Origin of the sequence: Staphylococcus sp. MB377, from assembly GCF_001922505.1 — a bacterium.
Taxonomy (GTDB): domain Bacteria; phylum Bacillota; class Bacilli; order Staphylococcales; family Staphylococcaceae; genus Staphylococcus; species Staphylococcus haemolyticus.
The window spans coordinates 16,721-42,482 of sequence record NZ_MAON01000055.1 but is presented as its reverse complement, the minus strand read 5'-3'; the positions used below and the strand labels follow the sequence as shown (position 1 = coordinate 42,482).

Genomic DNA, 25,762 nt, shown 5'->3' with positions numbered 1-25,762 from the left:
AGATTTTAGTTTTATATTTTAATAAATATATGGATCATCTTTCTTACGTTCATTATATGATTTTTCAGTTTGCCATTCATCCATTTTTAATTTTGTTGATTTAGGTTTTTGTTTAGGTAGATTAGGATCCTTTTTAACAAATAGCATGATTGCTACAATAATCCACAATATTCCTGCAATTAAACTCATATTAAATATACCTACTAATGCTGCGACAATTAAAAGACAACCTGCTAAAATAGGACGACCTTTAATGATTAACATACCAATAATGCCTAACAACGTTGAAAAGATTAATGTTCCCATAGAAAAAGCCATAGCAAAGTTGACCATTTCAGGTGTAACTTTAACATCTTGATTTCCAAATTGTTTTATCATTTGTTGATATTGTTCAGTATTATTGTTATTCCTAACCATAAAGTAAGATAGTGATGACATAATTAAATAAATAATACTTAAACCACAAGCAATCCATCCAAGAATTAACTCTACTTTTCTACTCACTTTCTTAGCCTCCATTATTAAAGTATTTAATTAAATCATACTAAAATTGTAATATGTTTGCGACTAACTTCATGAATTAAATTTTGGATATTGACACAAAACGATTAAGCCATATATGACTTAACCGTTCTAAGTGTATATTAGTTTTTATTATCTTCTTCTTGGTTGTTGACGTCTTTCTCTGATTCGATGTCATCTTTATTCAAGATTTGTTTACGTTCTTCATAGTTCATACGACGTTGACTAACAGCACTTGGTTGATTTTTACGACGCTCTTTCATACGTTGATTATAAGCTTTGCGCTTTTCTTTTTTCTTAGCTTTAATTTCAGCTTTTTCTCTCTTACGTTGTGCTTTTTCTTCTCTTTTATCAACTTTTGGCTCAGTATCTACTACATTTTCAGCAAAATCGTAAGACTCTTCATCACTAGTGTTATCAAATTGTGATTTTTTATTCGCCTTTTTGTTGTATTTAGCCTGTCTAGAGAGTACTCCCGTTGCTTCAACATCATCAGCATCCGATTGATATTCTCCAGTAATTGCACGTTTTGGATATTGATTATATTTATCTTCCTCAGTATCAGTTGCTAAATCTTGCTCTTCATCATTACGAATCGTTGTTTCATCGTAGTTGTTATCTCGATAATTACTATCGATATCATCATTGTAATAAGGTTTTTTACGACGTGTACGACGTTCAGATATTTTGGTTTTACGTGGTGATTCAACATAGTCTTCATCATAATCATTATATTGATTATGATCGTCGTAATCATAGTCATCATTAATATTTCTATTAAATCCATAATAACGATCATCATATTCATCTCTAGGATAATATTGATTTTCGTAGCCGTGTGATGGACCATATATAGGCACTGTCTCGACCTTGCTCTTCCTTACAAACATCATGATTGCAATAATAAAGAAGAAAATAGGAATAATTAATGTTACGAATAATAATACTAATGGCAATGTAATAATTGAGGCAATTAAAAATAAGAATCCAGAAAGTATTCTCATATTCATAGATATAAGTGCTAAAAATGAAATAAGCAAACACACTATGAAATAAACGATAATTGCCCATACACCATTTTGTAACCAAATTACAAATTGTGTTGTATTTAAACTATTATTTGTTAAAATTTGCTGAATTAGTTCATTACTATTCATTGAGTTTTCAAGATTTTGAATTGATGTATCATTACTAAATGACACGAGTGCAATAAACATTGTAATAACCGTCAATATAAGTAAGAAAATCCAACTAAACCAACCTAAAAGTTTTTCAGTCAGACGACTCACAGGCCGTTTGATTTGCGTGTAACGTTCTCCTGACATGTATTACAACTCCTTATTTTACTTATCAAATAATTATATCTAATTCATTATAAAATAACTACTATTTATAGTCTATTTTAAAGACATTTTAAAGTTTAAGAAACTTTCGTTATATTCTCCTAAAGTTTTAGGACCTAAATCTTTGTAGACTTCTAATCGTGATTGCTCTTTTTGAGTAGGATAGAAACGATGATCATCTCTAACTTCTTTAGGTAACAACTGACGAGCCACTTTATTTGGTGTAGAATATCCGACCCATTCTGTATTTTGTTTATTATTTTTAGCATCAAGAAGGAAATTCATAAATTTATAAGCCCCTTCTTTATTCTGAGCGGTTTTAGGAATAACCATATTATCAAACCATAGGTTAGATCCTTCTTTTGGAATAACATAACTATATTTGTCACTATCTTGTACTAAAGGAGCTGCAACACCACTCCATACTACTGCAATATTCCCCTCATTTTGTTCAAGCATCATTGTGACTTCGTCTCCAACAACACCACGAACTTGTGGTGTAAGGTGATTCAAATCTTTCTCTGCTTCTTTTAAATGACTTGGATTTGTATCATTTAAACTATATCCTAATTTGTTCAAAGCTAATCCCATAATTTCTCGTGCACCATCAACTAATAAAATATCGTTTTTATATTTAGGTTGATATAATGCTTGCCAACTACTAAAGTCTCCATTTGGGTAAACCTCTTTATTATATAAGATGCCTACAGTACCAAAGAAATAAGGTAGTGAATACTTATTATGTCTATCATATGACATGTTCATGTAATCAGAATCTAAATTTTTTATATTTGGAATTTTACTATGATCTAGTGGTTCCAATAAATTTTCACGCTTCAATTTCTGAACGGTATATTCACTAGGAAAAGCCACATCATAATGGGTTCCACCATTTCTAATTTTAGCTTCCATGGCCTCATTAGAATCAAACGTTTCATATATAACTTGAATACCTGTTTCTTTCTCAAATTGTTTAATTAAAGCGGGGTCTATATATTCTCCCCAATTATACACGTATATCTTTTCACCAGTACTAGTATTATCCTGCGATTTAAACCAGTGACTTATACCTAAGCATATTAATCCAACGACAATTGCACCTAATATTAACTGTAAAAATCGCTTCACTGATTTACACCTCGCTTAGTTAATTGCCGTCTCTTAACTGTATGTTGTATTGCATAATAACCAATAATTCCTAATACAATAGCTGTAAATAAAATAGTTGAAATTGCATTTATTTCCATACTAATACCTTTACGTGCCATAGCGTAAACTTCTACAGATAATACACTAAAGCCATTACCGGTTACAAAGAAACTTACTGTAAAATCATCTAATGAGTATGTTAGCGCCATAAAGAATCCACCTATAATTGAAGGCATTAAATTAGGTATTAAAACACGTCCAAGTATTTGTGATTCGGTAGCACCTAAATCACGTGCAGCATTTAGAATATTATTATTCATTTCATATAACTGTGGTAACACTACGATAACTACGATAGGAATGCAAAATGCAATATGCGACGCTAACACTGTTCCAAAACCTAGTCCTAAACCAGTTAAATGTCCTATTGCTGTAAACATAATTAAAAATGAGGCACCAATAACTACATCAGACGAAACCATTAGCACATTATTAAGCGTTAATAATGTTACTTTAAATTTTTTATTTCTTAAATAATATAATGAAATGGCACCAAATGTTCCTATTATGGTAGAAATTGCAGCTGCTAATAGCGCAACTGCTACCGTATTAAAAATTACAGACATCAGACGATCATTCTGAAATAGACTTTGGTAATGTTCCAAAGTAAAATGCTCAAAATGAATCATATTTCCCGCTGAATTAAATGAATAAAACATAAGGAAAAATATCGGAATATATAATATAGCTAATAAAATGCCAATATATAATTTTCCATACCACTTCATTTAATTCGCCTTCTTTCGTCCGTGGATTTCGATTTAGTAATGATTAAAATAAATGCCATAAATACAATCAAGAATATGGCGATTGTAGAACCCATACCGTAATTCTGAATAACTAGGAATTGTTCTTCAATCGATGTACCAATATTGATGACTTTATTACCTGCAATTAATCTTGTAATCATGAATAGCGATAATGCTGGAATAAATGTTACTTGAATGCCTGTCATGACACCTTCTTTAGTTAAAGGTACGATAACTTTTCTAAATGTAGTAAATGGACTAGCCCCTAAGTCACTAGAAGCTTGTAACAAATTATTCGGGATAGCTTTCATACTATTAAATATAGGTAGAATCATAAATGGTATATAAATATAGCTTGCTACTAATAAAAATGCCCCCGGTGTAAATAATAGATTAGCCGAAGGTAAATGAATAAAATTTAGAAATCTATTTATTAAACCCTCATGGCTTAGTAAACCAATAAAAGCATATGTTTTAAGTAATAGATTTATCCACGTCGGAATAATTAAAATGAGCAACCACATATTTTGATTTTTTGACGAACGAATAAAATAAGCAGCAGGGTAGCTAATTAATAGAGTGATTATAGTAATTAATGCTGCATAAAAAATCGAATCCCACATCATTTTTAAATATTTCATTGATAATATTTGTTCATAGTTTGTAAAACTAAAATGACCATTTAAATCAGTGAATGAGAAATATACAAGTAAAATAACCGGCACCATTATGAATAACACCATCCATAATAAATATGGAATGATTAGCACTTTATTTATATTACGCATTGTCAAATTCCTCATAACTTTCAATACGTTTATCAAATTCCTCTTCTGTTTCACCTGGAACCATGATGTGTATTGCCTCAGGGTCAAAATAGAGTCCTACTTCGCTTCCAACTTCTGCTTTTTTAGTTGTCTGTATGACCCATTCATATCCTTTTCTATCAATGCAACAAATTTCATAATGAACGCCTCTAAATAACATTGAATCAACAGTAGCTTTAAATAGCCCTTTGTCTGCGTCTATTAATGAAATATCTTCAGGTCTAATGACGACTTCGACATTTTTGCCTGAAGGTATACCAGCATCTACACATTCAAAATCTTGACCATATATATTTACTACGAAATCCTCAACCATTTTACCCTCAACAATATTGGATTCGCCTATAAAATCAGCTACAAAGCGATTGACCGGTTCATCATAAATATCTGTAGGTGTACCAAATTGTTGAATTTTACCGTCTTTCATAACAAATATGTAATCGCTGAGCGCTAATGCTTCTTCTTGATCGTGAGTAACAAAGATGAAAGTAATTCCTAAACGTTTTTGTAATTCACGCAATTCATACTGCATTTCAGTTCTTAATTTTAAATCCAAAGCAGATAGAGATTCATCTAACAATAAAATTTCCGGCTCATTAACTATTGCTCTTGCGATAGCAACGCGTTGCTTTTGACCGCCACTCATTTCATTAATATTTCGTTGTTCATACCCCGATAATTTCACTAGTTTTAAAGCATTTATTACTTTTTCATCAATATCTTTTTTGGAATGCTTTTTCAACTTTAAACCAAAAGCAATATTGTCATAAACATTCAAATGAGGAAATAAAGCATAATCTTGGAAAACAGTGTTCACCTTTCTTTTATTTGCAGGCAAATCACCTATTGATTTATTTAAATATATAATATCTCCATCATCTGGTTGTTCGAATCCAGCTATAAGTTTTAAGATTGTGGTTTTACCACAACCTGAAGGACCTAGTAATGTATAAAAATGTCCTGACTCAATCTCTAAATCCATTTTGTTTAATATCGTTACATCGTCAAAACCTTTTGTCACACCTTTAAAAGATAACAATGACTCCATTACTATACTCCCCCTTTATAAATATGATGCTGTCGCAACAATTAAAATTTCAATTTCATCGGTTGTTTCATTATGTAATTGATGTATTTCATTAGCCCTAAAATATAAAACATCTTGTTCATTTGCCTGATATCGTGAATTTCCTAATGTAAGTGTTACACACCCTTTTAAGCAATAAATGAATGTATCTGACTCAGATGGATCAAAGTGTTTATAAGACGCACCTGGTTTTAATGATAATATGAGCGGTTCCATTTCAAATTCATTAGATTTCATTACTAACCAATTAAGGACATAACCTCTATCATATTCATCGTAAATAGTTCGTTCATTTTTAGTGTATAGCACTTTTTCTTTTGACTTCTCTTTAAAAAAATCACTAGGAGAAGTACCTAACACTTCTAGAATATTTAAAAATGTTTCCATACTAGGGGAAGCATGTTGACTCTCAATTTGAGATATGTACCCTTTTGATAAATCTGTTCGTTCTGCTAGCTCTTCTTGTGTTAAATTCTTTTGACGTCTTAAATTACGTAATTTATTTCCAATTTGCATCGCTAATCACCTTAAAAAAGCTATACTTTGTTTAGTAATATTAAACATTTTGTTTAATGCTTAATAAAAATAACAAAATATAGCTTTAACTTCAATACTTTTTTGAAATTAATTAAAATTAATGATGCAGATATTATGATTTTTAATAATTAACGTTAAATCGTTATAAGTTATTTTGCGCTGAATGATGTTAATTCAGGATTGTTCTTTACTTCTTGTACAACTTTATAACTATTATAATTACTTTTTTCTTCAAATTCTTTAAATAATTGCTTTTCTTCTGCTTTGCCGGGAACAATTTCTTTGAATCGTTTATAATGATTCATTAAGTCTTGACCGTTAACCGAGTTTTCATAATAATTTTCAATTTTATTAAAGAAAGCAATCACATCAACCATTTCTTCATTAGACCAATCTAAGTCTAGTGGATATTGGTATTCCATTTTATTCCTCCATTCATTGTGTTAGCCATTAGTAATCTATTACCCTTTTTGGTTAAATAATTATAAAAAAGGGGTGAAACCAAGTTCAAACATGAACTTGAGTTGCACCCCTCTTGGATGTCAAATAACCTCAATCAAATCTAATTAAAGTTATTCGATCTATATAGTTAGTCAGTTTGACTAAAAATTACATTGTGTGGATTGGCAATCCAATTGCTTTTTCAGCAGCTTCCATAGACATTTCACCTAATGTTGGGTGAGCATGTACTGTTAATGCGATATCTTCAGCATTCATACCAGCTTCGATAGCTAGACCTAATTCAGAAATGATATCTGAAGCGCCATTACCGGCAATTTGTGCACCGATAACAGTATCGTCTTCTTTAAGTGTGATAAGTTTAACGAAACCAGTTGTATCATCTAATGATAAAGCACGGCCGTTACCAGCATAAGGGAATTTAGAAGCTTTGTAGTCTAAACCTTCTTCTTTAGCTTGTGCTTCAGTGTAACCTACTTGAGCTAATTCTGGTTCAGTGAAACATACAGCTGGCATACCGATGTAGTCTACTTCTGATGCTTGACCAGAGATAGCTTCAGCAGCTACTTTAGCTTCATAACTTGCTTTATGAGCAAGTGGTAAACCAGGGACGATATCACCAATTGCATAAATATTGTCGATAGAAGTACGGCTTTGTTTATCTACTTCTAATAATCCACGATCTGCGAATTTAAGTCCTAACTCTTCTAAACCTAATTCGTCTGTGTTTGGACGACGACCAACAGTTACTAATACATAATCAGCTTCGATAGTTTTTTCTTCACCTTTAGCTTCATAAGTAACTTTAACGCCATTTTCAGTTTCTTCGGCATTTTTAGCCATTGCTTCAGTAATGATTTCAACGCCTTTTTCTTTCATGCCTTTTTTAACTGGTTGAACCATTTGTTTTTCGAATCCGCCAAGAATTTCTTTAGCGCCTTCTAAAATTGTAACGTCTGAACCAAAGTTAGCAAATGCAGTACCAAGTTCTGAACCAATGTAACCGCCACCTACAACGACTAATTTACCTGGAACTTCTTGTAAGTTTAATGCACCTGTTGAATCGATAACACGTTTACCAAACTCAAAGTTAGGAATTTCAATTGGTCTAGAACCTGTTGCGATAATAGCGTGTTTGAAATTGTAAGTTTGTGCACTTTTTTCATCCATAACACGTAAGCTGTTATTATCAACGAAATAAGCTTCACCTTTTACAATCTCAACTTTATTACCTTTTAATAAGCCTTCAACACCACCAGTTAATTTGTTTACAACTGATTTTTTGAATTCTTGAACTTTGTCGAATTTAAGTGATACGCTTTCAGCGATAACACCTAAGTTTTCAGAGTGTTGAGCTTCTACAAAGCGATGTGAAGCGTGTAATAATGCTTTTGAAGGAATACAACCAACGTTTAAGCATACACCACCTAAGTTACCTTTCTCAACGATAGTAACTTTTTGTCCTAATTGTGCTGCGCGAATTGCTGCAACGTATCCACCAGGACCTGCTCCGATTACAATAGTATCTGTTTCAATTGGGAAATCTCCAACTACCATGTTTTACCCCTCCATTAATAATAATTCTGGATTATTTAATAAGCGTTTAATGTGATTCATAGCATTTTGTCCAGTTGCACCATCAATTTGTCTGTGGTCAAAGCTTAATGATAAAGCTAATACTGGAGCTGCTACAATTTCACCATCTTTAACGATAGGTTTTTGAGCAATACGGCCAATACCTAAGATAGCTACTTCTGGGTGGTTGATAACTGGAGTGAACCATTGTCCACCAGCTGAACCGATATTACTGATTGTGCATGTTGCACCTTTCATTTCATCAGATGTTAATTTACCATCACGAGCTTTAACCGCTAATTCGTTGATTTCATCTGAAATTTGGAAGATTGATTTTCGGTCTGCATTTTTAACTACAGGTACTAATAAGCCTCTGTCAGTATCAGCAGCAATACCAATATTCCAGTAATGTTTGTGTACAATTTCGCCAGCTTCTTCATTGAATGAAGTGTTAAGTGCTGGGTATTTTTTAAGTGCAGAAACTAATGCTTTAACAACATATGGTAAGAAAGTTAATTTAGTACCTTGTTCAGCTGCAACTTCTTTGAATTTTTTACGGTGATCCCATAAATCTTGAACATCAATTTCATCCATTAATGTTACGTGAGGAGCAGTGTGTTTTGAGTTAACCATTGCTTTTGCAATTGCTCTACGCATTGCTGGGATTTTTTCAGTAGTTTCAGGGAAGTCTCCTTCAGGTACTGATTGAGTTTGAACTGCAGAAGTATCTTCTGATGTTGATGCAGCTGCACTTTCATTTGAAGCTGTTGCTGCTTGAGCACCACCACCATTTAAGTGGTTATCGATATCTTCTTTAGTAATACGACCATTTTTACCTGAACCAGCTACTGCTTTGATGTTAACGCCTTTTTCACGTGCATATTTACGAACAGATGGCATAGCTTTGATTTGTCTATTTTCATCTACTTCTTCATCTTGTGAAGCTGATGCTGCTGGTGCATCTTCAGTTTTAGCTTCTTCTTGAGTTGGTGCTTCTTCAGATGAAGCATCGTCATCGTGACCACCTTTAAATTGCATATCTTCTGCATCAGGTGCATCGATTTTGACAATAACATCACCTACAACTGCTACAGTACCTTCGTCAACTACAACTTCTTCAACAGTACCGCTAACAGGAGATGGGATTTCAACTACAGATTTGTCATTTTGAACCTCTGCTAATACATCATCTTCTTCAATTGTATCTCCGGCTTTAACAAACCATTTTACAATTTCACCTTCGTGGATACCTTCACCAATGTCGGGTAATCTAAATTCAAATGCCACGTTCTTGTCCTCCTAGATTTCTTATTCATCATTTAATAAATTTATAACATAGAGTAAGGACAGAATAATTTGAAAGCCTAAACACAAACTATTTTGCCCTAATTCTCTAGTTTACACTTACTTATTCACACATAGAATAAAAAGTAAACATTTTACTTACTTCCTATAAGTCTGCTTGCTAGCTAATTGATAAGCTAAAATATTAGAATTCTAAAGTTGCTTTAGCTTTTTCAATGATGTCGTTTTTGTTTGGTAACCAAACATTTTCAGCTTGTGTAAATGGATATACTGTATCAGCAGCAGCCACACGAGCGATTGGTGCTTCTAATGAAAGAATAGCACGTTCAGCTAATTCAGCAGCTACAGTAGCACCAACACCAGCTTGACGTTGAGCTTCTTGAACTACTACAGCACGGCCAGTTTTTTCAACTGATGCAACTAAAGTATCGATATCGATAGGTTGTACAGTACGTAAGTCAATAACTTCAACTGAGTAACCTTCTTTTTCTAATTCTTCAGCAGCTTTTTCAGATTCTTGAACCATTGCACCGTAAGCGATTAATGTGATATCGTTACCTTCTTTTTTCACATTAGCTTTACCGATGTCAATTGTATATTCTTCTTCAGGAACTTCTTCACGGAATGAACGATATAATTTCATATGTTCTAAATATACAACTGGGTCATTAGATCTGATTGATGAAAGTAATAAACCTTTAGCATCATATGGACCTGAAGGAATAACTACTTTAATACCAGGTGATTGAGCTAAAATACCTTCTAAGTTATCAGCGTGAAGTTCAGGAGTATGAACACCACCACCAAATGGTGCACGGATTGTAACAGGTGCTACTTTTGAACCACCTGAACGGAAACGTGTACGAGCAATTTGACCTGCAACTTCGTCAAATACTTCAAATACGAAACCAAGGAATTGGATTTCCATTACAGGGCGGAAACCTTCAACAGTTAAACCAAGAGCTAAACCACCGATACCTGATTCAGCTAATGGTGTATCGAATACACGGTCTTCACCGAATTCTTTTTGTAAACCTTCAGTTACACGGAATACACCGCCGTTAACACCAACGTCTTCACCGAAAACTAATACGTTTTCGTCATTTTGCAATTCAGTTTTAAGCGCATTATTAATCGCTTGAACCATTGTCATTTGTGCCATGGCTTATTTCGACTCCTTCTCTTTGTAAATTTCATATTGTTCAGCTAAGTTTTGAGGCATATCTTCGTACATGATATCCATTAAGTCAATAACTGTTTGTTTTGGAGTATTGTCAGCCTCTTTGATAGCTTTCTTGATGTCGTCTTTAGCACGTTCAATAACTTCATTTTCTTTTTCTTCGTTCCATAATCCTTTGTTTTCAAGGAATTTTCTGAAACGAACTAATGGATCTTTTTTCTCCCAATCTGCATCTTCATCTGAAGTTCTATATCGAGTTGGGTCATCTCCAGCCATTGTATGTGGACCATAACGATAAGTCATAGTTTCAATTAATGTTGGACCTTCACCATTAATAGCACGATCACGAGCTTCTTTAGTAGCTTGATATACAGCTAATGCATCCATACCATCAACTTGGATACCTGGGATACCTACTGCAATAGCTTTTTGAGCTAATGAAGTTGCTGCTGTTTGTTTACTACGTGGTGTAGAAATAGCATAGTTATTATTTTGGATAACAAAAATTGCTGGTGCTTTATAAGCAGAAGCAAAGTTGATACCTTCATAGAAGTCACCTTGTGAAGAACCGCCGTCACCAGTGTATGTGATAGCAACTGCTTTTTTACCACGTTTTTTAATACCGAATGCTACACCAGCAGTTTGAATATATTGAGCACCGATAATGATTTGTGGACTGAATGCATTAACACCTTCAGGGAATTGATTTCCTTTGAAGTGTCCTCTTGAGAATAAGAAAGCTTCAGTTAATGGTAAACCATGCCAAATGATTTGTGGCACATCACGGTAACCAGGTAAGATGAAGTCCTCTTTTTCTAAAGCATATTGTGAAGCTAATTGAGAAGCTTCTTGTCCAGCTGTAGGCGCATAGAAACCTAAGCGTCCTTGTCTGTTTAATGAAATAGAACGTTGGTCAAGAATACGTGTCCATACCATTCTTTCCATTAATTCTACTAGTTGTTCATCAGTTAAATCAGGTACTAAGTCTTCATTTACGACATTACCATCTACATCCAAAATTTGAACCATTTCAAATTTCGACTGAGTATCATTTAATACTTTTACTGCATCGAATTGGGCTTGTAACTTAGGAGCCATTCAATTCACCATACCTTTCCCATATAATAGAAATTCATTTTATCCTCTCATAGTGTACCACAATTTATTTATACTGTTAAATATTTTAGTAAAGTTCTGTATTACTAAAAAAGATACAGTTTTTTACAACTGTATCATTCCAATCAACTAATCTGTACTAATGCTTATATTGCTACAGATTATCAACATCTTGTTTTTCTTTATTTACTGTGTTCATAGCTTTTGAATAATCTTTAAATTTATTTTGGAAATTCTTCTGAGCCTTATTCAATGCATCATTTTTTTCATCAACTTGTGATTGAGTTACACCATCTTGTTTAATAAGTTCAAACAAGTCTTTTTCTTTTTGCAAGACATTTTTATACGCACTTGCATATTCATCATGTACTTTATATTTATTTTTTACAGCATCGTCTAATTGCTTAACTTCTTTTTTCTTATCATCACTTTTAATTTCATCAATATGTGACTCGCCTTTTTTAAACTGTTTTTCAGAATCATTTAAAGTTGATACTTCTTTATCAAATGTTTCTTGTCTCTGTTTGATATTTTCAAGAATATCATCAGCAGCTTTCTTACGAGTATCCTCATTATCACTATTAGCTTTTTTATATAAACCTTGCTTCTTTTCCTCAAGTGAGTTTAATTTTTTGCTAATGCTATTAATTGATTGCTCTTTATCAAAAGCTTTTTGAATATTTTCATTATACGCTTTAACTTCTTTTTTATCTGTTGTACAGCCTGCTAATAAAATAGTTGATGCTGCTACTACCGCAACTGTTTTACGTAGTTTCATTGAGTGTAAACCTCCTAGTAGTCATTCGACTGTAATAATATAGAATTATACTTTATAAATCAAATGAAATAAGATAATGTACTTATTATTCATTTTTCTGTTATATTTTATTGTAAGGAAGGTGTATGACATGTTAACTATGAAAGATATTATAAGAGATGGTCATCCTACGTTACGTGCTAAAGCTGAAGACGTAAGTTTGCCTCTTTCTGATGAAGATAAAAATACATTAAAAGAAATGCGTCAATTTTTAATTAATAGTCAAGATGATGACATTGCAAAAAAATATGGTTTACGTTCTGGTGTAGGTCTAGCCGCCCCACAAATTAATGTTTCAAAACGAATGATTGCTGTCTATTTACCTGATGATGGAAATGGAAAAGCTTATGACTATATGCTAGTTAATCCTAAAATTATGAGTCACAGTGTTCAACGTGCTTATTTACCTACTGGAGAAGGTTGCTTAAGTGTGGATGAAAATATCCCTGGTTTAGTTCATAGACACTTCAGAGTAACAATTAAAGCGTTAGACATTGATGGTAACGAAGTTAAATTGAGATTAAAAGGTTACCCTGCAATTATATTCCAACATGAGATTGATCATTTAAATGGTGTTATGTTCTATGACTATATTGATCAAGATAATCCATTAACTCCACTACCTGATTCTGTTGAAGTATAACTTTTAACAATTTTATTTTGCTCAAACTATTTTCAATGATGGAACTAGTTTGAGTTTTTTATTTGTATTATAGTTGTTAAATTAAATTTATTCCTTTTAATAATTTTAAAAAATATATAACGTTTATGAAGTAATGAAGAGATATAAACTGCTTTATTTATTTATATACATAATGTAAAATGAGTAGTAACTGAAATCTTAGTGTAACGCTAATTTTCAAATAATGAACGACATTAACAATTACCTTAGTGAAAGCTTGAGACTCAAATTTACAAGATATTTATATGAATGTATATCATTAGGTCGACAATCATCAAGTGACTTTAAAACCATTATTTATACAGATAAATTTATCTTCTTATTTATGATTTATGAAGCAATTCCTATTGTCGTAATCAACTAGATTTGAAGTATCAAGTTAATAAATTAGGGTTCAGATTAATATAATCAATTTAGATGTTTAAATTTAGGAGGAACTATCCAATATGGCAGTATTTAAAGTATTTTTCCAACATAATAAAGATGAAGTAATCGTTCGTGAAAACACAAATACGATTTATGTTGAAGGTGAAACAGAAGAACAAGTAAGACGTTATTTAAAAGACCGCAATTACAATATCGAATTCATTACTAAATTAGAGGGCGCACATTTAGAATATGAAAAGGAACATTCTGATCATTTTAACGTGGAGAATGCTCAATAATGAAGCAATTACATGCTAACGAAGTAGGTGTATATGCTTTAGGTGGCTTAGGTGAAGTCGGTAAAAACACTTATGCTATCGAATATAAAAATGAAATTGTTATCATTGATGCCGGAATAAAATTCCCTGATGATAATTTATTAGGGATTGATTATGTTATTCCTGATTACACTTACCTCGAACAAAATCAAGACAAAATTGTCGGTCTATTCATTACACATGGACATGAAGACCATATAGGTGGTGTGCCCTACCTATTAAAGCAAATTAATGTACCTATCTATGGCGGTCCATTAGCATTAGGATTAATTCGCAACAAGTTAGATGAACACAACTTATTACGTAATGCTTCATTAAATGAGATTACAGAAGATAGTGTTATTAAGTCTAAACACTTTGAAATATCATTTTACTTAACTACACATAGTATTCCTGAAGCTTATGGTGTAATAATTGATACACCTGAAGGTAAGATTGTTCATACAGGTGACTTTAAATTTGATTTCACTCCTGTAGGCGAACCTGCGAATATTGCTAAAATGGCAGAATTAGGTAAGGAAGGCGTATTATGTCTATTATCTGACTCAACAAATGCATTAGTACCTGATTTCACATTAAGTGAACGTGAAGTAGGTCAAAATGTAGATAAAATTTTCCGTAACTGTAAAGGACGTATCATATTTGCTACATTTGCTTCTAACATTTACCGTGTACAACAAGCGGTTGAGGCTGCTATTAAATACAATCGTAAAATAGTAACATTTGGTCGTTCCATGGAAAATAATATTAAAATTGGTATGGAATTAGGCTATATTAAAGCACCGCCAGAAACTTTTGTTGAACCAAATAAGATTAACAATATTCCAAAACATGAATTACTAATTTTATGTACAGGATCTCAAGGTGAACCGATGGCGGCTTTATCAAGAATTGCAAATGGAACTCATAAGCAAATTAAAATTATACCTGATGATACTGTTGTATTTAGTTCATCACCTATTCCAGGTAACACTAAGAGTATCAATCGCACGATTAATGCATTATACAAAGCGGGTGCTGATGTTATCCACAGTAAAATTTCAAATATCCATACATCAGGTCACGGTTCTCAAGGCGATCAACAACTTATGCTTCGCTTGATTCAACCGAAATATTTCTTACCAATACACGGTGAATATCGTATGCTTAAAGCGCATGGACAAACTGGTGTCGACTGTGGTGTTAAAGAAGAGAACGTCTTTATCTTTGATATCGGTGATGTACTCGCATTAACACATGACTCTGCTCGTAAAGCCGGGCGCATACCTTCTGGTAATGTGTTAGTAGATGGTAGTGGAATTGGTGATATAGGTAACGTTGTTATTCGTGATCGTAAATTATTATCTGAAGAAGGATTAGTCATTGTAGTGGTTAGTATTGATTTCAACACTAATAAATTACTTTCAGGTCCAGACATCATTTCTCGTGGTTTTGTGTACATGCGTGAATCAGGTCAATTAATTTATGACGCTCAACGCAAAATTAAAACCGACGTAATTTCTAAATTAAATGCTAATCCAAATATTCAATGGCATCAAATTAAATCTTCAATCATTGAGACATTACAACCTTATCTATACGATAAAACTGCTCGTCGCCCAATGATTTTACCTGTGATTATGAAAGTAAACGAAGATTAAATATAATGATGTACTTCACATAGAGAAATCCGTAAATGAATTATAATATTCATTTACGGATTTTTTATGGAATTTCACCTATGAATCTTTTTCTTGATTAAAATTTGCTGGCAACGTTTTAACAAATGTAAATAATACAATTGTTTGAATCACGACCATTATCATTAATCCAATTCGAATATATAAGTTTGAAATCATAAAAATAGAAAAACCAACTACTATATATAAACTTATAAGTATTCTTATTTTTTCTTTCATAGTATACCCTTTGTATTTTTTAAAATTTTCAACATAATTTTTATAAATTTGAGTGCTTTCAAGCCATATTTTGAATTTCCGAGAACTATTAGTAAAACAAATCGCTGCTAAAATTAGAAAAGGTGTCGTAGGTAGTAATGGTAATACTGCCCCTGTAAACGCGATTACAGTAAATACTATTCCTAATGCTATTAATACATATCTCATGTAGTAGAATCATCACTCCATCATCTTATTCTCAAAAAATTGTTGCTGATTTTTAAATTCTTCTAACTGTTTATAAAAAAATCACAAATATCAATGTTACTAAATATGAAATCAATAGATTTTTATTTAGTAGTCATTAAATAGTTGTGATGCAACATTTATCTTACAATTTTCTTTTCAAAACGATTTAAATCATTATCGTGTCCGATCATAATCAATATATCTCCAAATTCTATATTCATAGACGGGTCTGGTGATACAACAATTTCCTTGCCTCGTTTAATTGCTATTATATTAATTCCAAATTGCGCACGAATATCCAAATCAATAATTGATTGGCCTGTCATTTTTTCGCTTGCTTTTAATTCAACTAGTGAATGCTCATCTGCTAATTCAAGGTAATCTAAAACACTAGCACTTGCGACATTATGTGCGATTCGTCGTCCCATATCTCTTTCAGGATGGACAACTGTATCCGCACCAATTTTATTTAAAATTTTAGCATGATAATCATTTTGAGCTTTAGCTGTAACTTTCTTAACTCCTAACTCTTTGAGAATTAGCGTAGTTAATGTACTTGATTGAATATTTTCACCAATCGCTACTATAACATGATCAAAGTTACGTATCCCTAAACTTTTCATCACTGCTTCATCAGTAGTATCAGCTACTACAGCATGCGTTGCAATATCACTATATTCATTGACGCGTGCCTCATCCCTATCAATTGCCATAACATCCATATCTAATGCATTTAATTCTCTTACAATACTTCCACCAAATCGACCTAACCCAATAACAACATATTCTTTCTCCATTTAATAGCTACCCCTATCTATAAAAAAAATAAGGAAAAAGCTGAAACAATCGACATCATGTAGATCACTATTAACCAAGTTAATGTACATAGATGTTAATTATTTCAGCCCCCCTTTTATTATTATAATTATTTTTTACCTTCAACATATTCTTTATCGAATACAAATAATCTTAATAATAATATTAACGATGGAACTAATAAAAGTAAACCTAAAATAAATACAATCACTAGTGCTAAGCCCATTGAAGCATTAACACCTGAATCACTCACTTTGATGTATGGATATAACAAGTAAGGTAATTTACTTATTCCGTATCCATAAAAAGCGAATGCCATTTGTAATATAACCATGATAAATGCTAGACCATGATATTTCTTGATGAAGTTTAAAATTCCGGCTACTACAAAACAAATGAAACTTAATGCGAACATCCACCAATAATTTTGAACTGCATTATTAAAATGATCTGCATTTTGAATTCTTAGAGATAAGAAAACAAATAGAGAAATAATAATCATTGGAGGTCCCCAGAAAATAAACCATTGTCGCATATATTTATAAGCTACTTCGTCTTTAGCTTTCGAAGCGTAATATGTTAAAAATCCAGAAGAAATATATAATACACTTATGATTGCTAGAAAGACGACTGACCATGCAAATGGACTTAGTAATAATTGGAACCAATCTAAATCAAAATGAGAACCACGTTCAGTAATATAGCCACCTTCCGATATAGTTAATACCGTTGCCAATGATGCTGGTATTAACAAACCTGTAAGTCCATACATGATAATCCATGGTAATTTAGTATCCTGACCATAATGTTCAAACGCGTAAAAGCTTCCTCTAATAGAAATTAAAATCAACGCAATTGAACCAGGAACTAATAGCACAGTACCAAAGTATAACGCTGAATCAGGGAAAAATCCTACGAATCCGACAAAGAAGAAAACAAAGAAAACATTAGTAACTTCCCAAACAGGATTTAAGTAACGCTCTACTAAGTGATTTATCTTTCTCTCTTCCCCAGTTAATTTTGTGTGTAAGGTAAAGAAACCTGCACCAAAGTCAATTGAAGCAACAATGATATATAAGAATAAGAAAGTCCAAAGTACGGTAATACCTATAGTTGTGTAATCCATTAAGCATGACCTCCTTTTTCAATGACTTTATCTACATCATCTTGAGCAGGCTTGTCTTTGAACATGCGAATTAAAACATATGCAGATGTAAAAAGTAATACTAGATAAAGTAGTCCGAATAGAATTGTTACAAGTGTTATTCCTCCTGCCTGAGTAGCAGCTTCACTTACTCGCATATAACCTCTAACAATCCATGGCTGACGACCTACCTCAGTTAAAAACCATCCAAATTCGATTGCTAACATTGCAGCTGGTCCTGTAAGAAGAACTGCATATAGCATACCTTTATGCGTAACGTATTTACGCAGTTTTTTAATCATTAAAGTTAAAATAAAGGCTCCTGAAATAACAAAACATAACACACCCATAGTTACCATTAAGTCAAAGAAATAATGAACGATTAATGGAGGTAATTCATTTTTAGGGAAGTCATTAAGACCCTCTACTTTAGTATTTACATTGTTGTCTGCCAAGAAACTAAGCATACCTGGAATCTTGATTGCACCTTCGACTTCTTGAGTCTTTTCATTTAGAACTCCGAAAAATACTAAATCAGCCTTAGATTGTGTATCAAAATGCCATTCGTAAGCTGCAAGTTTTTCTGGTTGAACTTGATGTAAGAATTTAGCAGATAAGTCTCCAGCTAACATTGACAATAATGTTGATATGAAACCAACAATCATAGTCATCTTTAAGGCCTTTTTATGGTATTCTGCATCTTTGTTGTATTTATTTTTCAATAATTTAAAAGCTGCAATAGATGCAAGAATAAACGCCATTGTCATACCTGCTGTAGCTACTACATGAAACGCCCTAACTAGGAATGATGAATTGAACATTGCTTCAAGTGGTTGTACATTAACCATTTTGCCATTTTTCATTTCAAAACCTGCAGGTGTATTCATAAATGAGTTTACAGAAGTAATAAAGAACGCGGAGAATGAACCACCAATGATGACTGGTATACTAATAATGAAGTGTGTCCATTTATTTTTAAAGCGATCCCATGTGTATAAATAAATACTAAGGAAAATAGCTTCAAAGAAGAATGCAAAAGTCTCCATAAATAAAGGTAAAGCAATCACGTGCCCACCCATTTTCATAAATGTTGGCCAAATTAATGATAATTGTAAACCGATAATCGTACCAGTTACAACACCAACAGCCACAGTAATGGTATAACCTTTCGACCAACGCTTAGCTAGTGCTATATATTTAGGATCCTTGTTTTTAATTCCTAAAAATTCTGCGATTGCGAACATTAAAGGCATACCAACACCGACAGTCGCAAAGATGATATGTACTGCTAGAGTCATACCTGTTAGGAAACGACTAATTTCAACGGAATCCATAATTTTATCACCTTTTCTATATCTAATTTTTAAAAAGCAATTAATTTAAATTATATTATGTTCTAATTTCTAACTAAATCCTTTTGCTTAAATTTAAGAAAGATTTTTAATATGTAATTCACATAATTTTCACAGTTTGCAATTGGATCAAAAATTTTATATAGTAATTTTCATGATAATAACCAAATTGGGAGTGAACTAAATTGACGGAATTAGTTATTTATACTCAAAATGATTGCCCGCCTTGTACATTTGTAAAAAATTATCTTACAGAACACAAGGTAGATTACATTGAAAAAAATATCTCGAATAATGAATACCGTTCTGAGATGATTGATTACGATGCATTTGCTACACCTTTTATACTTATAGATGGTGAACCAATGTATCAAGTTGATTTGGATAAAATCAACACTAAGTGTCACATTAAATCATAAAGTCATCGCAGTAATAACCTAACACTAAAAAGGAACTATTTAGTTGTTAGGTTTATTATTTTGTAATACAAAAACACCTCAACTTAAGTTAAGGTGTTTCGAATACATCATTATTTAGAAATGTTATTAACTAAATCTTTTACTTCTTCTTGAGTAGCACAATTAATTGCACGATTTGCTAATTCAGACATTTCATTTTTACTTAAACCATTAATTTGTCTTCTAGCTTTTAAGATAGATGTCGCACTCATTGAGAATTCATCTAATCCTAAACCTAATAATAATGGGATAGCTGTTTCGTCTCCAGCCATTTCACCACACATACCAGTCCATTTACCTTCTTTATGAGAAGCTTCAATGACTTGTTTAACCAAGCGTAAAATAGCTGGGTTATAAGGTTGGTATAAGTATGAAACGCGTTCTGACATACGGTCAGCTGCCATAGTATATTGAATTAAATCATTAGTACCAATACTGAAGAAATCCACTTCTTTAGCAAAGATATCAGCTAGAGCAGCTGTAGATGGAATCTCAACCATGATACCTAACTCAATTTCATCAGATACGTCATGACCATCATTTTTAAGATTTTCTTTTTCTTCTAAAAGAATGGCTTTAGCATCACGGAATTCATTGATTGTAGCTACCATTGGGAACATAATGTTTAATTTACCGTAAGCTGAGGCACGTAATAATGCACGTAATTGTGTTCTGAAGATATCTTGTTGATCTAAGCATAGACGAATTGCTCTGTAACCTAAGAATGGGTTCATCTCTTTAGGTAGATTTAAATAAGGTAACTCTTTATCGCCACCAATATCTAATGTACGAACTACAACTCGTTTGTCTTTCATTGTTTCTAGCACTTTTTTATAGGCTTCAAATTGCTCATCTTCAGTTGGCATTTGATCTCTACCCATATATAAGAATTCAGTTCTATATAAACCGATTCCTTCAGCACCATTTTCCATTACACCGTATAAATCATCAGGTGTACCGATATTAGCAGCTAATTCAGCATGTTCACCGTCGATTGTTACCGTTTCAGCATCACGTAATTTTTGTAATTCTTTTTTATCTTCAAAGAAACGTTCACGTTTGTTTTGATAAGCAACTAACTCATCTTCTGTAGGGTCAACAATAACGTCACCTGTGATTCCGTCAACGATAACCATATCACCTTGTTTAACTTCTTTAGTAACTGATTTTGTACCAACAACTGCAGCAATTTCTAATGATCGACTCATAATTGCTGAATGGCTCGTACGACCACCAATATTTGTTACGAAACCTTGAACAAATTCTTTATTTAATTGTGCAGTATCTGAAGGCGTTAAGTCGTTACCAACGATAACAACACTCTCATCAATCATACTTGGGTTTGGTAATTCAACACCTAAAAGATGTGCTAGCACACGTTTAGATACGTCTCTAATATCTGCTGCACGCTCTCTCATGTATTCATTATCCATAGATTCGAAGATTGTAATAAATTGTGAAGTTACTTCATCAAGCGCTTCTGGGGCACTCACTTTTTCGTTCGCAATTTTGTCTTCGATTGGTTGAATCAACTCTGGATCATCAAGTACTAATAAATGCGCATCAAAGATTGCGGCTTTATCAGGACCTAATTGTTTTTCAGCATTATTTCTGATTTTAGTTAATTCAATTTTAGAAGCTTCTAACGCATTTCTGAATTTTTGGATTTCAGCATCAGTATCAGTGACTTTTTCATTAGTGAATGATAAATCAGGTTCTACTAATAAATAAGCTTTAGCAATTGCGACACCGTCTGATGCCGCAATACCATTAATTAATTTTGACATAATTATTCAGTTAAACCTTCTTTAGATAAGACATCACTGATAGCTTGAATTGCGTCTGCTTCATCGCTTCCATCAGCATAGATAGTGATTTCAGCATCTTTACCTACACCTAAACTCATAACACCCATGATTGATTTTAAGTTAACTTTTTTACCGTTATATTCTAATTGAATATCTGAATCAAATTTTGATGCAGTTTGAACTAACATAGTTGCAGGACGTGCATGAATACCAGTTTCATCGATAATTACATAAGATTTTTGTTCCATAATCTATTTCTCCTTCGCAAAGTTAGAATATTCAAATTTGTCATAATCTAACATAATTTTATACCATAACACTACCAAAATATAATACTAAATTCAATTCTAATAGGATTGAAAAACTATTATAATCGGTTTTTATAGAAATAAACAAGTGTTTCAAATTCTATAAATTAGATTCTAATCTTCAATATTTTTTACTTACTTATAATATGCACAAAACACTAATTAAAATCCCTATAACAACTTCGGTTTAAATGATATTTTAAGACAAATTTGTATGATAATTATTTTAGCTTTATCACTAAGCTCACTTCAATTATACTACAACATTTTCAATTTAAATAATATCATGAAGCACTTTTTCACATTTTTCAATATGTTCACGTCCAAGTTTATTCATGAAATAATAGCTTATTGATGCTGAGACAACTTGTCCCACAACTGGGAACCATTTAGTTTGTTTTGCTGCCGCACGTTTTGCCATATCTCTAATAATCACTTTTAGTACTGCACTAGACACTTTTCTACCAATAAATGAACTACCTTGTATAGCAGCTGCTGCAAGAATTCGTTCTTTCACATCATCGCCAAGTGTATTAACTTGTTTGTGATCTAAACCATAAATTTTATTAATATCTTCAATAATATCTCTCATTAATTTAATATCTACACCGAAATCTAATCCTGGAATTGGTACAACACTCATACCTGAAGATAAAAGTGACTTTTTCTTAACAATTGTTTCTGCTTTAGCTCTGCGCTCAGCTATTTCTTCTTTCGTTGTTGGTAAAATACTTTTTTCTTTAATTTCTTCAATGTTTAGAACTTTATTACCAACTTTGTTTGTAACTCCACTTGAAAATCTATTCATAATGCCCATTAATAGACACACCTTTCATAATTCATTCATTAAACATTTATACCCACTTTTTATTATTTAATGCTTGATATTAATGAATACAGCTTTTAAATATTTTGAGGGTTTATAGTGCGGATGTGTTTTAAAGTCCTTAGGTAAGCCCATTACTTCCTCAATTTCGTAAGTTACACTCGCTTCGTTAAGTGTTGTTTTAATAACATTTTTAAATGCTTTTAATGAGAAAGCACTTGAATTTGTACATAATAATAACGAGCCATTTGGAGCAAGTATACTTAATGCACCATTAATTAAATCATCATAATTCTTTTGTACTGAGAATGTTTTCTTCTTATTTCTTGCAAAACTTGGCGGGTCAATAACTATTGTGTCGTAAACTTTGCCATGTCGTGCAGCATAATTGTAAAAATCAAATGTATCCATGACATATATATATTGACTTTTAGGGTCAATACCATTTAAACCAAAGTTTTCTTCAGTTAAACTACGTGAACGGTTGGCTAAATCTACACTTGTCGTTGATTTAGCATTTTGACCAGCTACTACAGAAAACGCACCTGTATAACTAAATAAATTTAGTATATCTTTCTCTTTTGCAAAATGATCACGTAATTTCTTACGTACTTCTTTTTGATCTAAGAATATACCTGTCATCAAACCATCATCTAGGTCTACATTGTAAAATGTAAAATTCTCCTCTATAACTATTGGAAAATCAGGTGTTTCACCGAGTACATGTCCACCGGTGTATTCAGAGTCTTTAAAACGCATTTTTTCATAAATTGACTTAAATGGAAATACCTGTTGAATGGCTTCAATGACATTATAGCGAAACTTATATATCCCCTTTGAATACCATTGAATCAATAAGTGACCATCGTAATTATCGATTGTTAAACCTCCAACACCATCGCCTTCAGCGTTAAATAGTCTAAACGCATTGGTTCCTTCAATGTGATAGTAATAATCACGCTCTTGTAATGCAACTTGAAATTTTTTTTCGAAAAAAGAAGTATTAATGGCTTCGTTTTGATCATAACTCAATACCCAGCCTAAACCTTTATGTTGACGTCCTACATATGCAGTCGCAATGTACTGTTCTTGATCGTTCATAAGATAAAATAAATCGCCTTCTTTTAAATGATCATTGTTATAAATATCATCTTCATCCACAAGTGGATATTGATTTAAATACTTTGATTCCTTACCTCTATTTAAAGTTGCTATTTTCATTTGTTAACGCTCCTAATTTGAATGCTTTTGTAGTTTAAAGTTTATAAAAATTTCTAAATATTATTCGTTATTATTTTAACAAATATGAATTTGTCATTACACAAAATAACATAAACAAAAAAGGTGGATCGCGAAGTCTATTTTGTCACCATAGATTTCACGCTTCCACCTAAGTAAAAATTGAAATAATTAAGGTCTTTCTCTCAATTGTAACGTAAATGCGATAATAACCGCCATCAACATTAAGATTAGAGTTGGAGTAATAAAAATCGATAATAATAATCCGTGAATCATAATGTTTACGAATTCAGTTAACAATTTAAAGAATAGAATACTAATCATAAATAATTGTAAATAATAATATTTACCTCTTAAGAAATGTGTAAATGTAGTTGCAATGTATGTAATGATTACAAACATTAACAATAACAATGTTACCCATTCAACAACATATTGCGTTTGAGATAGTTCCCATTCACCAGAAACAAACAATGCGTTTCTGTTATTAAATTCGATAAATGTAAATAAGAATAGAATGAAGCCACAGAATGTTTCTACATATGCTGGTTTAATCCATTTTGGACGTCTCATCCAATTTGGTATATCATCTTCTTCAATATTAAATACATTTTTGAATTTATTTTTAAATTTATCACGTTTTGATCTGATTTTTTCTAAATCGACACTTCTTCTCGTCTTACGTGCATATTCTGATGTTTTATCTTGAAGTTGTTTAAAATGAACTTTAGACTGATTCGAAACATTTCCCTTACTTGTTCTTGATAATTCAGGTTCTTCTTCACCCAATTCTTCTTTAGTTAATGGTAAAGCTCTTCTTAAGAATAGGAAATTCCATATTGAAGCTTGCGCTAATAACCACATAACTAAGAAAAATGTATTTACACTTAAAATATCTATTGGTGCAATTTCATTTGCATCAATTTTACCGTATAGAGAAATTTGAGTAATTAAATAACTTATTCCGTATGAAAAGATAATCCATAGATAATGGCTTTTTCTATTAGCAACATTAAGTTCATCTTTATATACAATGAAGCCTGTGTGAATTATAAAAGGAATAATAAAGATAATTGCCCAAAAACTGTACACTTGTGTCATTAAAGTAATTGAAATGAGGAAGTATAAAATCCCAATAATTAAAAAGAAAATTGAGATGTCGTAATCATATTTCGTAGTTCTAAATAATGCGTATCCAATAAGCATTACAAGAATACCAAACAGAATAATTATGACTGCACTAATAATAGGAAAGTTGCCTATGAACCTACTCATCACTCTAATAATTTCACTGAAGAATGCATTAAGAAAATCCCATAAATTATGAATTTTCAATTCAACTTTTTCTTTATCTTTTAATTGATTGATTAAAGGTAAGTTTATTAATATTATGAGACCCGTGAAGAGTGAAACGATACCGATAATATAACTAAAAATTATCTCGGTGTGTTTCTTAAGAAAAGACATACTGTTCACCTCAAAATTCATTATATAGTAAGATGTTCATCTTGTCTTTATTAAACAATAAAATACATCTCGAGACCTATATAGGTTTATCCTACTTTTAAATGGG

At 32.0% G+C, this 25,762-nt stretch carries 26 protein-coding genes; 4 read left to right on the top strand and 22 right to left on the bottom strand.

The annotated features are described in order from the left end of the window. Window positions 1-18: 18 nt before the first annotated feature. The 13 genes from BB045_RS09480 to BB045_RS09420 form a co-directional block, all read right to left on the bottom strand. Window positions 19-504, bottom strand: a complete 486-nt coding sequence (locus BB045_RS09480; RefSeq protein ID WP_070440260.1) for a DUF4064 domain-containing protein — start codon at window positions 502-504, stop codon at window positions 19-21. A gap of 140 nt (window positions 505-644) precedes the next feature. Next, window positions 645-1,847: a lipoteichoic acid stability factor AuxB gene (gene auxB / locus BB045_RS09475; protein ID WP_070440262.1), complete on the bottom strand. Its 1,203-nt coding sequence runs from the start codon at window positions 1,845-1,847 to the stop codon at window positions 645-647. A 72-nt stretch (window positions 1,848-1,919) separates the two neighbouring features. Beyond that, complete coding sequence (locus tag BB045_RS09470; RefSeq protein WP_075140709.1) at window positions 1,920-2,993, bottom strand: ABC transporter substrate-binding protein; 1,074 nt, start codon at window positions 2,991-2,993, stop codon at window positions 1,920-1,922. After that, entirely contained in the window at window positions 2,990-3,802 is an 813-nt protein-coding gene (locus BB045_RS09465; protein ID WP_070581291.1) for an ABC transporter permease, read from the bottom strand. The genes BB045_RS09470 and BB045_RS09465 overlap by 4 nt, the downstream gene beginning before the upstream one ends. Beyond that, window positions 3,799-4,611, bottom strand: a complete 813-nt coding sequence (locus BB045_RS09460) for an ABC transporter permease (protein WP_070581292.1) — start codon at window positions 4,609-4,611, stop codon at window positions 3,799-3,801. The genes BB045_RS09465 and BB045_RS09460 overlap by 4 nt, the downstream gene beginning before the upstream one ends. Further along, the gene (locus BB045_RS09455; protein WP_070581293.1) at window positions 4,604-5,698 is read right to left on the bottom strand and encodes an ABC transporter ATP-binding protein; all 1,095 of its coding nucleotides are present in this window, start codon (window positions 5,696-5,698) and stop codon (window positions 4,604-4,606) included. Before BB045_RS09455 ends, BB045_RS09460 begins: the two co-directional genes overlap by 8 nt. A 15-nt stretch (window positions 5,699-5,713) precedes the next feature. Continuing rightward, window positions 5,714-6,253: a helix-turn-helix domain-containing protein gene (locus BB045_RS09450; protein WP_011276130.1), complete on the bottom strand. Its 540-nt coding sequence runs from the start codon at window positions 6,251-6,253 to the stop codon at window positions 5,714-5,716. A gap of 170 nt (window positions 6,254-6,423) precedes the next feature. Beyond that, window positions 6,424-6,696 (bottom strand): UPF0223 family protein, encoded by a 273-nt coding sequence (locus tag BB045_RS09445; RefSeq protein ID WP_037535602.1) that lies wholly within the window; start codon window positions 6,694-6,696, stop codon window positions 6,424-6,426. A gap of 187 nt (window positions 6,697-6,883) precedes the next feature. Continuing rightward, the gene (lpdA, locus tag BB045_RS09440; protein ID WP_053019394.1) at window positions 6,884-8,290 is read right to left on the bottom strand and encodes a dihydrolipoyl dehydrogenase; all 1,407 of its coding nucleotides are present in this window, start codon (window positions 8,288-8,290) and stop codon (window positions 6,884-6,886) included. Window positions 8,291-8,293: 3 nt separating this feature from the next. Further along, window positions 8,294-9,595 carry a dihydrolipoamide acetyltransferase family protein gene (locus BB045_RS09435; protein WP_070440276.1) on the bottom strand — a complete coding sequence of 434 codons (1,302 nt, stop codon included), beginning with the start codon at window positions 9,593-9,595 and terminating at the stop codon, window positions 8,294-8,296. A 202-nt stretch (window positions 9,596-9,797) separates the two neighbouring features. Beyond that, window positions 9,798-10,775, bottom strand: a complete 978-nt coding sequence (locus BB045_RS09430) for an alpha-ketoacid dehydrogenase subunit beta (RefSeq protein WP_011276134.1) — start codon at window positions 10,773-10,775, stop codon at window positions 9,798-9,800. A 3-nt stretch (window positions 10,776-10,778) separates the two neighbouring features. Continuing rightward, entirely contained in the window at window positions 10,779-11,891 is a 1,113-nt protein-coding gene (pdhA, locus tag BB045_RS09425) for a pyruvate dehydrogenase (acetyl-transferring) E1 component subunit alpha (protein WP_011276135.1), read from the bottom strand. Between the two features lie 172 nt (window positions 11,892-12,063). Continuing rightward, window positions 12,064-12,687 (bottom strand): YkyA family protein, encoded by a 624-nt coding sequence (locus BB045_RS09420; RefSeq protein ID WP_070581295.1) that lies wholly within the window; start codon window positions 12,685-12,687, stop codon window positions 12,064-12,066. 130 nt (window positions 12,688-12,817) lie between these two features. On the opposite strand from BB045_RS09420, the gene def reads away from it, so the two are divergent. From def to rnjA, 3 genes are all read left to right on the top strand, one after another. Next, entirely contained in the window at window positions 12,818-13,369 is a 552-nt protein-coding gene (gene def, locus BB045_RS09415) for a peptide deformylase (RefSeq protein ID WP_011276137.1), read from the top strand. 485 nt (window positions 13,370-13,854) lie between these two features. Then, on the top strand, window positions 13,855-14,073 hold the full coding sequence (locus tag BB045_RS09410) for a DNA-dependent RNA polymerase subunit epsilon (RefSeq protein ID WP_002448185.1): 219 nt from the start codon (window positions 13,855-13,857) through the stop codon (window positions 14,071-14,073). Continuing rightward, the gene (gene rnjA / locus BB045_RS09405; RefSeq protein ID WP_011276138.1) at window positions 14,073-15,752 is read left to right on the top strand and encodes a ribonuclease J1; all 1,680 of its coding nucleotides are present in this window, start codon (window positions 14,073-14,075) and stop codon (window positions 15,750-15,752) included. Before BB045_RS09410 ends, rnjA begins: the two co-directional genes overlap by 1 nt. 78 nt (window positions 15,753-15,830) lie before the next feature. Here the strand turns inward: rnjA and BB045_RS09400 are convergent, their stop codons facing one another. The 4 genes from BB045_RS09400 to BB045_RS09385 form a co-directional block, all read right to left on the bottom strand. Next, a complete protein-coding gene (locus BB045_RS09400; RefSeq protein WP_037549350.1) occupies window positions 15,831-16,217 on the bottom strand; it encodes a YbaN family protein in 387 nt (128 codons plus the stop codon). A 158-nt stretch (window positions 16,218-16,375) separates the two neighbouring features. Next, window positions 16,376-17,035: a potassium channel family protein gene (locus BB045_RS09395; RefSeq protein ID WP_011276142.1), complete on the bottom strand. Its 660-nt coding sequence runs from the start codon at window positions 17,033-17,035 to the stop codon at window positions 16,376-16,378. Window positions 17,036-17,163: 128 nt separating this feature from the next. Next, window positions 17,164-18,180 carry a cytochrome d ubiquinol oxidase subunit II gene (locus tag BB045_RS09390; protein ID WP_053024630.1) on the bottom strand — a complete coding sequence of 339 codons (1,017 nt, stop codon included), beginning with the start codon at window positions 18,178-18,180 and terminating at the stop codon, window positions 17,164-17,166. Further along, on the bottom strand, window positions 18,180-19,532 hold the full coding sequence (locus tag BB045_RS09385) for a cytochrome ubiquinol oxidase subunit I (protein WP_070581296.1): 1,353 nt from the start codon (window positions 19,530-19,532) through the stop codon (window positions 18,180-18,182). Before BB045_RS09385 ends, BB045_RS09390 begins: the two co-directional genes overlap by 1 nt. A gap of 203 nt (window positions 19,533-19,735) precedes the next feature. On the opposite strand from BB045_RS09385, the gene BB045_RS09380 reads away from it, so the two are divergent. After that, a complete protein-coding gene (locus tag BB045_RS09380; protein ID WP_070581297.1) occupies window positions 19,736-19,969 on the top strand; it encodes a glutaredoxin family protein in 234 nt (77 codons plus the stop codon). A gap of 110 nt (window positions 19,970-20,079) precedes the next feature. Here BB045_RS09380 and ptsP read toward each other — a convergent pair whose 3' ends face one another. The 5 genes from ptsP to auxA all read right to left on the bottom strand — a co-directional run bounded on the left by ptsP (window position 20,080) and on the right by auxA (window position 25,656). Continuing rightward, window positions 20,080-21,795, bottom strand: a complete 1,716-nt coding sequence (gene ptsP / locus BB045_RS09375; protein ID WP_075140708.1) for a phosphoenolpyruvate--protein phosphotransferase — start codon at window positions 21,793-21,795, stop codon at window positions 20,080-20,082. Window positions 21,796-21,797: 2 nt separating this feature from the next. Next, the gene (locus BB045_RS09370; protein ID WP_011276148.1) at window positions 21,798-22,064 is read right to left on the bottom strand and encodes a phosphocarrier protein HPr; all 267 of its coding nucleotides are present in this window, start codon (window positions 22,062-22,064) and stop codon (window positions 21,798-21,800) included. A 334-nt stretch (window positions 22,065-22,398) separates the two neighbouring features. After that, window positions 22,399-22,941, bottom strand: a complete 543-nt coding sequence (locus BB045_RS09365; RefSeq protein ID WP_053024628.1) for a hypothetical protein — start codon at window positions 22,939-22,941, stop codon at window positions 22,399-22,401. Between the two features lie 57 nt (window positions 22,942-22,998). Then, complete coding sequence (locus BB045_RS09360) at window positions 22,999-24,171, bottom strand: class I SAM-dependent rRNA methyltransferase (protein ID WP_070581299.1); 1,173 nt, start codon at window positions 24,169-24,171, stop codon at window positions 22,999-23,001. Window positions 24,172-24,360: 189 nt separating this feature from the next. Then, the gene (gene auxA / locus BB045_RS09355) at window positions 24,361-25,656 is read right to left on the bottom strand and encodes a lipoteichoic acid stability factor AuxA (RefSeq protein ID WP_075140707.1); all 1,296 of its coding nucleotides are present in this window, start codon (window positions 25,654-25,656) and stop codon (window positions 24,361-24,363) included. Window positions 25,657-25,762: the final 106 nt, after the last annotated feature.